At 63.8% G+C, this 13,913-nt stretch carries 12 protein-coding genes; 6 read left to right on the forward strand and 6 right to left on the reverse strand.

Annotation, left to right across the window (positions count from 1 at the left end; translation table 11 throughout):
* Positions 1 to 39 precede the first annotated feature (39 nt).
* The 3 genes from NX773_RS00105 to NX773_RS00115 are packed head-to-tail and all read left to right on the forward strand — an operon-like array spanning position 40 to position 2,384.
* Entirely contained in the window at positions 40 to 603 is a 564-nt protein-coding gene (locus NX773_RS00105; RefSeq protein WP_258854377.1) for a PAAR domain-containing protein, read from the forward strand.
* A 39-nt stretch (positions 604 to 642) separates the two neighbouring features.
* Positions 643 to 1,716, forward strand: a complete 1,074-nt coding sequence (locus NX773_RS00110; protein ID WP_258854378.1) for a DUF2515 family protein — start codon at positions 643 to 645, stop codon at positions 1,714 to 1,716.
* Positions 1,717 to 1,742: 26 nt separating this feature from the next.
* Positions 1,743 to 2,384, forward strand: a complete 642-nt coding sequence (locus NX773_RS00115) for a hypothetical protein (RefSeq protein ID WP_258854379.1) — start codon at positions 1,743 to 1,745, stop codon at positions 2,382 to 2,384.
* Positions 2,385 to 2,390: 6 nt separating this feature from the next.
* Here the strand turns inward: NX773_RS00115 and NX773_RS00120 are convergent, their stop codons facing one another.
* The 4 genes from NX773_RS00120 to NX773_RS00135 form a co-directional block, all read right to left on the reverse strand.
* A complete protein-coding gene (locus tag NX773_RS00120) occupies positions 2,391 to 3,740 on the reverse strand; it encodes an MFS transporter (protein WP_258854380.1) in 1,350 nt (449 codons plus the stop codon).
* Positions 3,727 to 4,770 carry a glucokinase gene (locus NX773_RS00125; protein WP_258854381.1) on the reverse strand — a complete coding sequence of 348 codons (1,044 nt, stop codon included), beginning with the start codon at positions 4,768 to 4,770 and terminating at the stop codon, positions 3,727 to 3,729. Before NX773_RS00125 ends, NX773_RS00120 begins: the two co-directional genes overlap by 14 nt.
* Positions 4,771 to 4,784: 14 nt before the next feature.
* Positions 4,785 to 6,122, reverse strand: a complete 1,338-nt coding sequence (locus NX773_RS00130; RefSeq protein ID WP_258854382.1) for a GH1 family beta-glucosidase — start codon at positions 6,120 to 6,122, stop codon at positions 4,785 to 4,787.
* 70 nt (positions 6,123 to 6,192) lie between these two features.
* Entirely contained in the window at positions 6,193 to 8,595 is a 2,403-nt protein-coding gene (locus NX773_RS00135; RefSeq protein ID WP_258854383.1) for a TonB-dependent receptor, read from the reverse strand.
* A gap of 363 nt (positions 8,596 to 8,958) precedes the next feature.
* Here NX773_RS00135 and NX773_RS00140 point away from each other — a divergent pair, with 363 nt between their 5' ends.
* Entirely contained in the window at positions 8,959 to 9,951 is a 993-nt protein-coding gene (locus tag NX773_RS00140; protein ID WP_258854384.1) for a LacI family DNA-binding transcriptional regulator, read from the forward strand.
* Positions 9,952 to 10,707: 756 nt separating this feature from the next.
* Here the strand turns inward: NX773_RS00140 and NX773_RS00145 are convergent.
* Positions 10,708 to 11,652, reverse strand: a complete 945-nt coding sequence (locus tag NX773_RS00145) for a hypothetical protein (protein WP_258854385.1) — start codon at positions 11,650 to 11,652, stop codon at positions 10,708 to 10,710.
* Positions 11,653 to 11,933: 281 nt separating this feature from the next.
* On the opposite strand from NX773_RS00145, the gene NX773_RS00150 reads away from it, so the two are divergent.
* Positions 11,934 to 12,458: a YggT family protein gene (locus NX773_RS00150; protein WP_258854386.1), complete on the forward strand. Its 525-nt coding sequence runs from the start codon at positions 11,934 to 11,936 to the stop codon at positions 12,456 to 12,458.
* The gene (locus NX773_RS00155) at positions 12,455 to 12,760 is read left to right on the forward strand and encodes a DUF167 domain-containing protein (protein WP_307728413.1); all 306 of its coding nucleotides are present in this window, start codon (positions 12,455 to 12,457) and stop codon (positions 12,758 to 12,760) included. The genes NX773_RS00150 and NX773_RS00155 overlap by 4 nt, the downstream gene beginning before the upstream one ends.
* A gap of 207 nt (positions 12,761 to 12,967) precedes the next feature.
* On the opposite strand, the gene NX773_RS00160 is transcribed toward NX773_RS00155, so the two are convergent.
* Complete coding sequence (locus NX773_RS00160; RefSeq protein WP_258854387.1) at positions 12,968 to 13,906, reverse strand: carbohydrate kinase family protein; 939 nt, start codon at positions 13,904 to 13,906, stop codon at positions 12,968 to 12,970.
* Positions 13,907 to 13,913: the final 7 nt, after the last annotated feature.

Here is a 13,913-nt window from a genome sequence, read left to right on the forward strand (position 1 = left end):
GTCATGGGTGACTTACCAACCGAGAACAAGGGGATACGGATGGAGCGCTATCACATCACGCTCGGCGCGAGCACCACGGCTGGCGGCAAGGTCACTTCTGCCGCATCAGACCGGACGCTCAACGGCGCCAGGGTCGCCTACGCGGGCGATTCCGTCTCCTGCCCGAAGTGCAATGCCGAGGGCGTTATCGAACCGGATGGCCCGCGCATCAGCGAGACGTTGAATGGCAGGCAGGTTGCGCTGAGTGACGACATCTGCCGCTGCAAGTGCAACCCACCGCCCCGCTTGATCGCCAACCAGACCATGTTGAAACAGATTATCGACGGGGAATGGGCCGCCGCCAAAGCGGGTGCGGCGGCTGAGACAGTGGCGAAGCTCAACACGGGCGGAACCAGCGCGGCCACCAAGTCCGATGGCGTCCCGCTCGTACTGCTCGATCCTAAGACAGAGGAACCCTACCGAAACCGGCGCTACAAGCTAAGCCTCAAGGACAAGGTCATCGAGGGTACGACTGACCAGAACGGCGTGACGAAGCCACTCACGCTTGCGCAACGTGCCGCAATCGTTCGGTGGCACGTCGAGGACGAGATCACAGGTGCGTGATGACTAGCGCCGCCAGTCTGCGTCTTTGAGGAACACCGCATGCCAACCGAATTCGTTCCTGGCAAACCTGATGCTTATTTTCCCAAGCACAAGTTCTACGGTGTCCCAATGTACGGCAGCTACCACCGCATCGAGGAATGCAGGTTGCATCACTACGTTGGGCCTGCCGCCACGATTGAGAAGGCCGTCGCCGCCTACGTCCTGACTCCTGAGCATCTCTGGGCGACTTTCCAGACCGAGGCGGAGGACCTGATCAGGGTGAACGGCGCGATGGACGGGAATTGGCAGGAGCGGAACAGGCGGATCAACGCAGCCTATGCAAAGTTATGGCTGGCCGACAATCGCTTCCAATGGGCCGGGCTGGCCGCGTTCGCGTCCAAACAGGTGGGGTGCACCATCCTGCACGCAAAGCAGACGGTCGCCAGGAGCCGCCGCGAGCGGGAGAATCTTGAGCTATCGTTTGCCGCCGCGTTTCCCGGGGCAGAGGCCGCCGCAGGTGTGCAGGCAGGGACCGAGGCGGGGGCGGCTTACGCGCATGACAGGCTCGGCTTCGGGAACGAACATCTGTTCCTCGACATCTACCCGCTGCATCGCTTTTTCATGGAGCGGGGCTGGAAAGAATTCAGCGATTACCTGCCCAAGCGACAGAACAAGAAGTACCCGGTGTACTGGAACGTGGACAGGAACGTCCTGCCGTTCGGTACGCCGTTCCAGGAAATCCGTGATGGCTTCGGGCGCATTGAAGGGGGCAATGTCGCTGACAGTGTTAACTTGTTGGCCCGGCATGAACAGGTGAACATTCTCCAGGCGATTATGTATAACGATCGCGTCATGCAGCAGCTGCTTGACGCCAACCAGTATGCCGTAGTGACCGGCATCCCGACTGGCGACGCCGAGAAAGTGGAGCTGACCCTGTCGGCTCAGTGCAAAGCCAAGGAAGGGTTCACCTTGCCCTTCTCGAAGGACAAGCACGCCAAGTTATGGGTAGCAGAGCAACGCATGCGGTTCGTACGACGGGCTGCTGATGCGTTCAACAAACTCTTGAATGGCCCCCAACGTTCCCGTGTGGAGGAATCCATTCGAACGATAGCAGCTGGCGGGGGCGTAGCGTGAGGGGACATTACCTCCGAATTGTAGTGATGGCTGGAATTGCGGTGGTCGCGGCCTATTGGCATTACCGCACTCCGGAGCCGACAATCCTTTCTTTCCGCCTTGGGCAGAGCTTCGAGGAAGTGGCGAGGAACTCAACCTATCCGGTGATGGAACGATCCAATCTGCCTGCCGACGATCCCGGCGGCGGGCAATTTGGCGAGACTTGGGTAACAGAACCGGCCGTCATCATCCGGTTCACTGACCCTGAACATGGATTCACGCTGCCGCCAACCAACTTTGCCGCACTCGGTTTCGACCACAATGTCGCCGCCACGCTCTCCACTTCACCCATGCTGGGCAAGTTGCCCTTCGATGAAGCCATCGCTGTGCTGGAAGACCTGCAGAACCAGTTCAAGGCGGGCGGCTGGGAACCGTACAAAGGCGACGACAGTGATTGGTTCGACCTGACTCCTGAAGGGAAGAAGCGATTGTATGCGCGGATGTTTGAGCCCGGATACGCGCAAGAGGCGAGCTTGCGCATTCCAAAGCGGTACGGGATGACCTTCAGGCTCAAATGCGCCGAGGGTTGCTGGACGCGCGAGCCGCCTTACAAGTTCCTCATCGACGTCGGGGTCGGCGTGGACACCCAAGGGTGGGATCCAGAGCACGAGCCTTTCCCTGAACCCTGACACTGGCTAGACCTGCTGCACTGCCTGCTCCGTGCCGGCGCTCGCCTCAAGCTGTTCGCCCTCGCCATGCGGGAACGGCGCAAACCAGCACGCCAGGAACGACGGAATGGTCGCCACCATCACCAGGGCGAAGTAGCTCACGTACCCCAGCGCCTCCTGCAGGTGGCCGCTGACCATGCCGGTGACCATGCCGCACAGCCCCATCAGCCCGGTGCCGAACGCGTAATGCGTGGTGGCGTACTTGCCCGGCGCGAGCTGCTGCATCAGGTAGATCATGAAGCCGACCGAGCCGAAGCCGAAGAAGAACTTTTCGATGATGACGCCGGCGCCGATCGCAAACAGATTCGACGGCAGGTAGATGCTCATGACGAGGAAGGTGACGTTCGGGATGTTCACCGCGCAGCACAGCAAAAAGAGCGTGCGCTTCAGCCCGCGCCGTGCCACGAACAGCCCGCCCAGCACCGAGCCAAGCAGCACCGCCGCCAGGCCATAGGTGCCGTAGATGATCCCGAGCCGTTCGTTGGACAGGCCAAGCCCGCCCTTGGCCAGCGCATCGACCATGAAGAACGGCCCGATCTTCTCCAGCAGTCCAATACTGAGCCGGAACAGGAAGGCGAATGCCACCATCCGCCACACGCCGCGCTTGCGGAAAAAGGTGATGAAGGCGTCGCTCAGGATCGCCCACGCGCCGCCCACGCTGGTGGGGGTGTTTTCCGCGCGCGCGCCTTCCGGCATGAAGCGCAGGTGCCAGAAGGCCATCAGCAGCGTGATGCCGGCCACGATGAAGAACACGACCTGCCATGCCTGCATCCAGTCCGGCCCGAAGGTCGCCGCATCGTGGCCGAATACCGCAGTGTGCAGCTTGCCGCTCAGGTAAACAAGGAAGCCCGAGGCGACGATCGGCCCGATATTCCACGACAGGCTCTGCACCCCGCAGTAAAGCGACTGCGTGCGGGTGTCGAGCGAGGTGACGTAGACGCCGTCGCTGGCGATGTCCTGGGTCGCGCCGATGAAGGACATCAGCCAGAACATGGGCATGAGCACCACCATGAAGTCCGGCAGCGACATGGCCAGCGCGGCGCCGGCAAAGCCCAGTCCCATCAGCACCTGGGTGCACAGCACGAAGAACTTCTTGGTGCGGTACATCTCGACCAGCGGCGCGAACAGCGGCTTGATCGTGTACGCCAGGATCAGCATGCTCGAATACGCGGCAGCCCGGCCGTTGTCCATGCCCATGTTCTTGAACATGATGGCCGTGACGCTGCACAGCATGGTGTACCCCAACGCCATCGTGAAGTACCCGGTGGGCACCCAGAGCAGGGGAGAGCGCGTGCTGGCGGTGCTAGATGGCGGCATGGCGCAGCTCCGTTTTGTGTTGGGCGTGGTGCGAACGTGCCGGGACACGGGAACGGGCCAGGTGCCGGTCCAGCATGGAGGCTGCGCCCGCCAGGGCCGGGTAGGGGGCGGTGATCACAAGGGTGGGAATCCTGGCGGTAAAGGCGCTGAACCGTCCCTTGCTCTCGAAGCGAGCGCGAAAGGGCGAGCGGGCGAACCAGTCGCCAAGCCGCGGAACGATGCCGCCGCCAATGTAGATGCCGCCGCGCGCGCACAGCGTCACCGCGAGGTTCGCTGCCGCAGTACCCAGCATGCCGCAGAAGCATTCGAGCACCTCCGCGCACAAGGGATCGGTGCCCGCGAGGCCACGCTCGACGATGTCGGCCGGCGCCAGCGCTGCCGGCACGGGCAGCCTGCGCCATGCGGCCAGCGCCTCGAGAATCAGCGACAGGCCGGGGCCGGACATCAGGCGTTCGGCGGACACATGGTCGAAGCGCGACCAGCAGAAATCGAGGATCGCCTGTTCGCGCTCGTCCGACGGCGAAAACGCGACGTGCCCGCCCTCGCTCTGCAGCACGGTCCAGCCGTCGGCCGAGGGAATCAGGCCCGCCATGCCAAGCCCGGTGCCGGCGCCGAGCAGGCCGATGACGCCATCGCCACACACCTGGCCCGGGCCCACGGCCATGAGGTCGGCAGCGCCCAGCCCGGGCACTGCAGCTGCCAGCGCGGCGAAGTCGTTCACTACGAGGAGCGTATCCAGCCCGAGGGCATCGCGTGTTTCGGCGATCGAGAACTGCCAGTCGTGGTTGGTCATCTTGACGAAGTCGCCCTCGACCGGATTGGCGATGGCGATGGCCGCGTGCCGCACGGGAAGGCCAGCGTGCCGGGACAGGTAGGCGCGGGCGGCATCGGCCAGGCTTGCATGGCCGGAGCACGGCAGGGTGGCGATGGCCTCGATGCTCCCATCCGCGCGTTCGATGGCAAAACGCGCGTTGGTGCCGCCGATGTCGGCCAGCAGGCGCGCACCATCGCGGCAGCGCTCAGGTTCCATGGCTGTCTCCCTTGTCATGTATTCGAAGCGACGCGCCGGCGCTGCGCCGCAATGAAGTCGCGGTACCACAGGGCGCTGGCTTTGGGCGTGCGCTCTTGGGTAGCATAATCTACATACACGATGCCGAAGCGTTTGGCGTAGCCCGAATTCCATTCGAAGTTGTCGAGCAGGCTCCATAAAAAGTAGCCATCCACTTGCACGCCGTGCGCCATCGCCGCATGCAGTGCGGCCAGGTGGCGCGCAACGTAGTCGATGCGCGCCTGGTCGTCCACCTGGCCGTGGTCAAGGCAGTCGGCGTTGGCCATGCCGTTTTCGGTGATGTAGATGGGCGGCAGGTCGTATTCGGCTTTGAGCTTGAGCAGCAGTTCGGTCAGGCCCTGGGGATAAATCTCCCAGCCCATGTCGGTGACGCCGAGTGGACTGTCGGGCTGGCGCGGCGGCTCTTCGGCGCTGCAGTAGGCGCGGGTGTAATAGTTCACGCCCAAAAAATCGAGCGGCTGGCGGATGGTCTTGAAGTCGCCCTCGTGGACCCTTGGTGCGTCAGCACCATGCGCGCGCAGGGCCAGCTCGGGATAGCGGCCCTTGAAGATCGGGTCCATGAACCACTGTACCGAGCGGGCGTATTCCAGGTTTGCCAGGTCGCGGTCGGCCTGCGAGTCGGTGGCAGGGTCGGCGGTCCACTGGTTCAGGACGATCCCCAGGCGGGCGGGCGCGCCCACCGCGCGCATGGCCTGCATGGCCAGTCCGTGCGACAGCAGCAGATGGTGCGATACCTGGATCGCCGACTTGCGGTCGGCCACGCCGGGCGCGAATTGGGCGTTGCCGTGTCCAAGGTTGGCGGTGCACCACGGCTCGTTGTGGGTGGCGATGGTTTTCACCCGCGCGCCGAAGCGGCGCGCCACCTCCCATGCATAGTCGGCGAACCGGTGCGCGGTGTCGCGCGAGAGCCAGCCGCCTTCGTCCTGCAGCGCCTGCGGCAGGTCCCAGTGATATAGCGTCAGGTGCGGGGCGATGCCATGCTCCTCGAGCGCGTCGAGCAGGCGCGCATAGAAGTCGAATCCCCGCTCGTTCCACGCGCCCTTGCCCTCGGGCTGCACGCGCGCCCAGGCCATCGAGAACCGGTAGGCGTCCACGCCCAGCGACGCCATTAGCGCAACGTCATCCCGATAGCGGTGATAGTGGTCGCAGGCGATGTCGCCGTTGCTGGCGTCCTTGATGTTGGCGGGGTTGCGGCAGAAGGTGTCCCAGATCGACGGGCCTTTGCCGTCGAGCGTGGCCGCGCCCTCGATCTGGAAGGCGCTGGTGGCGACCCCCCAGGTGAAATCGGGCGGGAATTGGATTGAGTCGGTCATGGTGCAGGTGTTGGATGATGTCAAAGGTTGGCGCGGTCCCCGGCGCCGGCCGGGGACCTTGGCCGGCGGCTCAGAACTCCAGGCCGGCGTTGATGCCGACGGTACGCGGCGGCAGGTACTGCGCGACCCAGGCGCCGAAGCCGTTCATGGCGCTGGTCTTGACGTTGACGTCGCCCACGTTGCGCACGAAGGCATCGACCCACCACTTGTCGTGCGCGTAGCGCAGGCCGATGTCGCTGCGGGTGTAGGCCTTCTGGCGGTCGCCTTCGCCCAGGTTGAACACCGACAGCCACGATGCCGTTTCGTAGTGGGTGCTCAGGCGCGGCGTCAGCGTGGCGCCGTCGGCCAGGCGGAACATGTGCTGGTATTGCACCTGCGCCGAGAACCTGGGCGTGTGCGGCATCTCGTTCCCCGTCACGTCCAGGCAGGTGCTAATGCCGGGCACGGCGCACTTGGGCAGGGCGTAGTCGTTCGAGCCGCCGATCAGGTGGCCGAGCTTGGCGTGCGGCGTGTAGGCCAGCGCCATCTGCAGCCGGTCGTCGCGGCCGAAGCGGGCGGTGATTTCCGATTCCAGGCCGTAGATCTTTGCGCCCTCGGCGTTGTTGGTGGCCAGGCCCCGGGTGCCGTCAGGGTTGGTCACCGGCGCGCTGAACTGGAAGTCCTTGAACTTCTCGTAGAACAGGGCGTTGTTGATCTGCAGGGCCCCGCCCAGCAGCGAGCTCTTGGTGCCGATCTCGTAGTTGGTCAGGGTTTCGGCGCCGTAGGTCTTGCCGCCATCTTGCAGGCCGCCCGACTTGTAGCCGGTCGAAACGCTGGCGTAGACCATGTTGTTGCGGTCGATGTCATAGGCCAGCCGGGCCAGGCCGGTGACCTTGCTGCCGGTGTAGACACCGTCGTTGGACGGCACGCCCGGGCTGTAGCCCTGGCCGGGCAGGCGCGGGTCGATCGACGGCGACACAGGTACTTGCGGCACGCTGGCGTCGTAGTTCCAGGTGTAGCCGTTGCCGCCTTCGTTGGTGCGGCGGTCGTGGGTGTAGCGCGCGCCGCCGGTCAGGTGCAGGGCCTCGCCAATGTTCCAGGTGGCCTGGCCGAACGCGGCCGAGGACTTCACCGTCTCTTTCGGCTGGATGAACGAGCCCTGCCACGCAACCGTCCCCTGCTGGGTGCCGTTGAAGACCGGGATATCGAAGCGGATGCTGTTTTCTTCTGCCGCGTAGTACAGGCCAAGCTGCCAGTCCAGCGTGCGCTTGCCGGTCGATTGCAGCTCCAGTTCGTGACTGTAGTTGGTGTAGTGCGACGAGACGGTGTTGTTGGCCTGGTAGGTGGCGCCGGTGGCAAAGCTGGTCGGTACGCTCACGCCGCCGTCCTGGTCGAAGGTGGAGGAACCGTCGAACTTCGAATAGCCTGCAATGTACGACAGCGCCATCGCGTCGTTGACGGTGTACTCGACCCGGCTGCGCAGCGAATCGGTGTTCCGATGCAGGGAAGGGGCGGTGTCGATCAGGGCCGACCAGCGGTCCTGCCCCGGGCGCGGCGTCTGCATCAGGTTCATCGGCAGGGTGCCGCGGTCGGCAAAGCGCTCGTAGGCCACGTTCCACTTCCACGACCGCGACGGCTGCCACAGCAGGGACAGGCGCACGGCGCTCTGGTCCTGCGCGTAGTATTTCGGTCCGCCCACGACGAACTGGTTGGGGTTGATCGGCTGGAAGGCCGAGGCGCTGCCGCCGCTGGCCAGCCAGGCCGCACGCTGGCTCTCCTGCGAGGGGACCGGCAGCTTCTGATAGTCCACGTAGCCGTCGTGCTGTTCGTGCACGAACGCGATGCGCATGGCTGCCGTGTCGCCGAGCGGCACATTGACGGCGCCGCGCGCGCCAAGCCGGCCGTAGTCGCCGGCGCCGGCTTCCACCGTGCCGCTGGTCTGGCCCAGCACGGGCTTGGCGGTCTGCATGTTGACCGCGCCGACCGTCGAGTTGCGGCCCCACAGCGTGCCTTGCGGGCCGCGCAGCACCTCGATGGCGTCAAGGTCGAACAGCAGGCTGGTGGCGCCTTCGGGGCGCGGCGAGTAGATGCCATCGACGAAGGTGGCTACCTCCGGGTCGGCGTATTCGGTCTTGGCGCTGTCGTTGCCCACGCCGCGCATGGTCATCGTGATGACGCCGTGGTCGCCCTGTCCGGTGGCCTGGAAGCCCGGCACCAGGTTGACCACGTCGAGCAGGGTCTGCACGTGGTTGTCTTCGAGGCTGGCCGCGTTCAGGGCGGTGACCGCGACCGGGGTCTTCTGCAGCGAGGTCGAACGCTTGGTGGCGGTGATGATCACTTCGGCCATCTTGGCGCCGTCCGCCGCCGGGGCTTCCGGCGCGCTGTCGGACGGGGTCGTCTGCGCATGCGATGCGTTCATGCCGGTGAGCAGGACCAGGATCGCAAGCTGGATAGGCGAGCTGGCACGCACACCCCGAAGGGCGGATCTTTTCATACTGTCTCCTAACTATTGTGGTTATGTAGGGTGCAGGGTTTCCCTGTCTTAGTGTCCGGTGCTGCCGATTTCATGATGTTTATGAAATCGATTTCATAGTATTGTTGATCGAAAGGAAAGTCAAACGAAATTTTGAACGGTGGTTTGACGGGCCACAGGCGTCAGTCAATTCGCCTGGTGCAGAGGGAGTTTTGTTGCGTGATGGGCTAGCTTGGACCGGCCCGGTGCGTGCTCCGTGCTTGCAGGTGACGTGAAAGCGTTTCTGAAATCGGTTTCTCACTGTTATACTCGGGCGGCCGCGGCAAGTGCCGCCCACGTCAATCCAGCGCACGCCCAATGATGAAAGACTCCAGCAGCACGCCAATGGTCACGGTTCATGAGGTAGCACGCGTCGCCGGCGTGTCGGCGGCCACGGTTTCCCGCTTCCTGAACGGCACGGCCAAGGTGTCCGAGGAAAAGCGCAGGGTCATCGAAAGCGTGATCGAGCGCCTCAATTACAAGCCCAACGTGCTGGCCCAAAACCTCAAGAGCGGCAGCACGCGCACCATCGGCGTGCTTACCCAGTCACTGATGTCGGGGTACTTTGCCGACGCCATGGCCGGTATCGACGATGCCTTGCAGGGCGCCGGGTACGCGCCCCTGATCGTGTCCGGCCACTGGCGCGCGCAGGAGGAGGCCGAGCGTATGGAGTTGCTGATCGCGCGGCGGGTCGATGGCGTGGTCATCCTGTCAGGCAGGCTCAAGGATAGCCAGATCCTCAAGTTGTCGAACCGGGTGCCCATTGTGGCATTCGGCCGCCAGCTGGAGGGCAAGCACGCTTATGGCTTCAGCCTGGATAACTACAAGGCGGCGTGCGACGCGGTCGAGTACCTGATCATGCAGGGGCACCGCAACATCGCCTTTATCGCCGGCCCACCGGACCACGAGGATGCGCAGGCGCGGCTGAAAGGCTATCGCGACACGCTGGCCAAACACAAAATCCCGCGCAACCCCAGGTTGATCGAGGCGGGCGATTTTCTCGAGACCGGTGGCTTGCTGGCGGTCGAGCGCTTGCTGGAATCGGGCGAACGCTTCACGGCTATTTTTGCCGGCAACGACCTGACCGCCTACGGCGCGCGGCTGGCGCTGTACCGGCGCGGCATCCGCGTGCCGGAAGACATTTCGATTGTCGGCTTCGACGACCTGCACAGTTCGATGTGCACCACGCCGCCGCTCACCACCGTGCGCCAGCCTTTGTTTGAAGTCGGCCGCTGCCTCGGCCAGGCGATCCTCGCGATGATCCGGCACGAAAAGCCGGACATTGATCTTCCCCAGCTGAGCCTCGAGGTGCGCGAGTCGGTGCGCCGGATTGGCTAGCGAATCCAGTTGCGCATCGATGCGGCCCCGATGTTTTCGCGCGCGTGCGCTGTAAAGTAGTCGCGTGTTTGCGACATTGAGCATGCAAATCTGCGCGCATTGCCGCAGCTCGCACCGATGGTTTTTCATCTGCCGCCGGCGGTGAGATATTGGCGGCTTTATTGATGAGCCGATTTTGCAAACACCCAGTGTTTATCGATACTGCTTCGTTGCTGGCCGCACGCGCATCTGTCCATTTGGTGGGTGGTATCCGGTGCCTTCAAGACCGCTGCCGGATTCAAAACCCGGCGCACGCGCGATGATCCGATTGCAAAAGTGACTGAAAATTATGTGCGCCAGTTGCGCACTGACAAGGTTTTCGTGTACTTTACGTGATTGAATTTGTCAAAAGGTGAACACGCAAAAAATTTTGCGCGGGATCTGGACAAAAAACCGATCAAAAAATGGGACGCTGACCTCATCAGTATGCACGTAAGCTTAATGAAAAGAACAAGCCGCACTGCCTGATCAGTTCAGGCATGGCGGCTTTTTCTTTTCGTGCCCGTCTGCGGGCTGCGATGTGGACAGCGTAACTTGAAGTACCAGTGTCGCCGGTCGAAAGGCTGGCGGCGACGGCTGAAGTGCTGCAATCGTGAGGAGTTGCAGCAGTTCAGCTGGTGCCGAATTCATTAGCATAAACAACGTGTAGCGTTTGTGCCGATGAATAATTCGCCTGGCCGGGAGGCCGGACGGGTTTAAACCTTGTAGCGTATTTTCTCATCGCAGATGAAGGAGAACAAAAATGGCAACAGCCGCTAAGAAACCCGCAGCAAAGAAGCCGGCCGCAAAAGCCGCCGCTAAACCGGCAGCCAAGGCCGCCGCCGAGAAGCCGGTCAAGAAAGCCGCAGCCGCCAAACCGGCAGCCAAGGCCGCCGCCAAGCCGGCAGCAAAAGCAGCCGCTAAACCGGCAGCGAAGAAAGCAACCGCCACCAAAGCCGCCGCCAAGCCGGCAGCCAAGAAGGCAGCAGCCAAGCCGGTCGCCAAAAAAGCAACCGCCACCAAAGCCGCTGCAAAACCGGCAGCAAAGAAAGCAGCAGCCAAGCCGGTAGCCAAGAAGGCAGCCGCAACCAAAGCCGCCGCAAAACCGGCAGCAAAGAAAGCAGCAGCCAAGCCGGTAGCCAAGAAAGCCGCCGCAAAACCGGCAGCCAAGAAAGCCGCCGCAAGCAAGGCCGCAGCAAAACCGGTAGCCAAGAAAGCCGCCGCCAAGCCGGCAGCAAAGAAAGCAGCCGCAAAACCGGCAGCAAAGAAAGCAGCCGCAAAACCGGCAGCTAAAAAAGCAGCCGCCACCAAAGCCGCGGCCAAGCCGGCAGCCAAGAAAGCTGCTGCCAAGCCGGTAGCAAAGAAAGCCGCCGCCAAGCCGGTAGCAAAGAAAGCCGCCGCCAAGCCGGCAGCTAAACCGGCCGCCAAGAAAGCCGCTGCGAAGCCTGCAGCAAAAAAAGCCGCGGCCAAGCCGGCCGCTAAAAAGGCTGCAGCGAAACCGGCCGCCAAGCCGGCCGCCAAGAAAGTCGCTGCCAAGCCGGCAGCAAAGGCAGCAGCTACCAAGCCGGTAGCGAAGAAAGCGGCCGCCAAACCGGCAGCAGCAAAACCGGCAGCCGCCAAGCCGGCAGTCGCCGCCAAACCGGCAGCCGCCAAGAAGCCGGCAGCGAAAAAGCCGGCCGCCAAGAAGGCAGCTCCGGCAGCCAAACCGGCAGCACCGGCCGCTGAAGCCAAGCCGGCAGCACCGGCAGCACCGGCAGCAGCAGCTCCGGCGCCGACCGCCGCTCCGGCCAAGACCGTGCTGGCTCCGGCCGCAGCATGGCCGTTCCCGACCAGCAGCCGCCCGTAATAGCCAGCTCTGCCTGGATCAGGCACAATACCGCTGTGTGATCAGTTCACACGGCGGTTTTTTTTGTGCGTATAGTTCACCGACCATCGTTCGCACAACACGTTTTCAAGGAGTGGCCGTGCTCAGTATTCTTCAGTTGATCGTCGATGCGGCAGCCAGTGTGCTCGGTGGGGTGCTGCTGCTGCGTTTCTGGATGCAGGTCACACGCGTGCGCCCGCCGGCCCCGGTTGCGCAGTTCACGTTCACGCTGTCGGACTGGCTGGTGCGCCCCTTGCGCCGCGTCGTGCCAGGCATGGGCGGCTATGACTGGGCCAGCCTGATCGGCGCGTTCCTGGTGGTGCTGCTGGCGACCTCGGTCCTGCTGCTCCAGGGCGCGAGCGGCGAGGTGGTCTTCCTGATGGCCGTGTTCCGGTTCCTCAACTGGATCATCTACGGCTTCATGGCGCTGCTCATCATCGATGCGGTGTTCAGCTGGGTGAACCCGAACGCCCCGCTGGCGCCCTTCATCAGCGCGTTGAACTACCCCTTGCTGCGCCCAATCCGCCGCGTGGTGCCGCTGATCGGCGGTATCGACCTGTCGGTACTCGTCGCGCTGCTCTTGCTGCAGGTGGTACAGATTGTGTTGGGGCGCCTGTTCTTTTGACGATCGAATCGAAGTGGTGCTCCGCCATCGCGGGCGGGGTGCGCATCGCGGTGCAGATCACCCCGAATGCGAAAAAGACCGAGGTGATCGGCGTGCTGGACGACGCGCTCAAGCTCAAGCTGGCGGCGCAGCCGATCGAAGGGAAGGCCAACGAGGCGCTCATCAAATTCCTCGCCGGCGCGCTGAAGGTGCCCAAGAGCGCGATCGAGATCACGCACGGGCAGACCAACAAGCGCAAGCTGGTGCAGGTTGCGAAGTCGCTGACGCCGGCCGATGTGGCCAAGGCGCTGCTGCCGGCTTGAGCCGATAACCCGAGCACGTCGTTCCGGCGAAGGCGGGGACCCATGCTGAGCTCGCAGGGCCGCGGCTGGACAAGCCTACCGCTTGTTCAAACGGTCTATGGGTCCCCGCCTTCGCGGGGACGACGGGTCGAGGTGGGGAGTGTTTGCACGAGGCGCGGAGCGGGGCGCTCAGCATGGGTCCCGGCTTGCGCCGGGACGACGGCACATTCAGAAGCGGTAACCGAAGGCCTGCTCGAACTTCGTGGCGATTTCTTCCGCGCTGAAGCTGTGGTTCTGACCACCCTGGTGCGCGATCTTGATCGAGCCGAGCAGGCTCGCCAGGCGCCCGGTCGTGGGCCAGTCGAAGCCGTTGGTGATCCCGTACAAGAGGCCCGCGCGGTAGGCGTCGCCGCAGCCGGTCGGGTCCACCACCTTCTCCGCCGTCACCGGGGGAATGTCGTGGCGCTCGCCGCCGGCATGGATCTCCGAACCCTTGTCGCCGCGCGTGATGATCAACGCGTCCAGCCGCTTGGCGATGTCGCCCAGCGTCAGGCCGGTGCGGTCCATCACCATCTCGAATTCGTAGTCGTTCGCCGCCAGGTAGGTAGCCTGGTCGATGAAGGTGATCAGCTCGTCGCCGGAGAACATCGGCAGCTGCTGGCCCGGGTCGAACATGAACGGCACCCCCAGCGCCGCGCAGTCGCGCGCGTGCTTGAGCATGCCCTCGCGCCCGTCCGGGGCGATGATCGCCACCGCCAGCGGTCCGCAGTCGGCCACGTTGTTCTCGTGCGCGAACTGCATGGCGCCCGGGTGGAAGGCGTTGATCTGGTTGTTGTCCAGGTCCGCGGTGACGAAGCACTGCGCGGTGTAGGCGTGGCCGATGGTGCGGATCGCGCGCGTGGAGATGCCCAGCTTGTCGAAGCGCTGCAGGTACTCGCCGCCGTCCTGGCCGATGGTCGCCATGATAAGCGGGTCGCCGCCCAGCAGCTTGAGGTTATAGGCGATGTTGGCGGAGCAGCCGCCGTACTCGGTGCGCAGCGTGGGCACCAGGAACGATACGTTCACGCGGTGCAGCTGGTCGGCCAGCAGCGTTTCGCCGAAGCGGCCGTGGTACTGCATGATCTTGTCGAATGCGAGCGATCCGCAGATCAGCGAAGTCTTGGTCATGTGAAGC

This window comes from Massilia solisilvae (assembly GCF_024753215.1).
GTDB lineage: Bacteria > Pseudomonadota > Gammaproteobacteria > Burkholderiales > Burkholderiaceae_D > Telluria > Telluria solisilvae.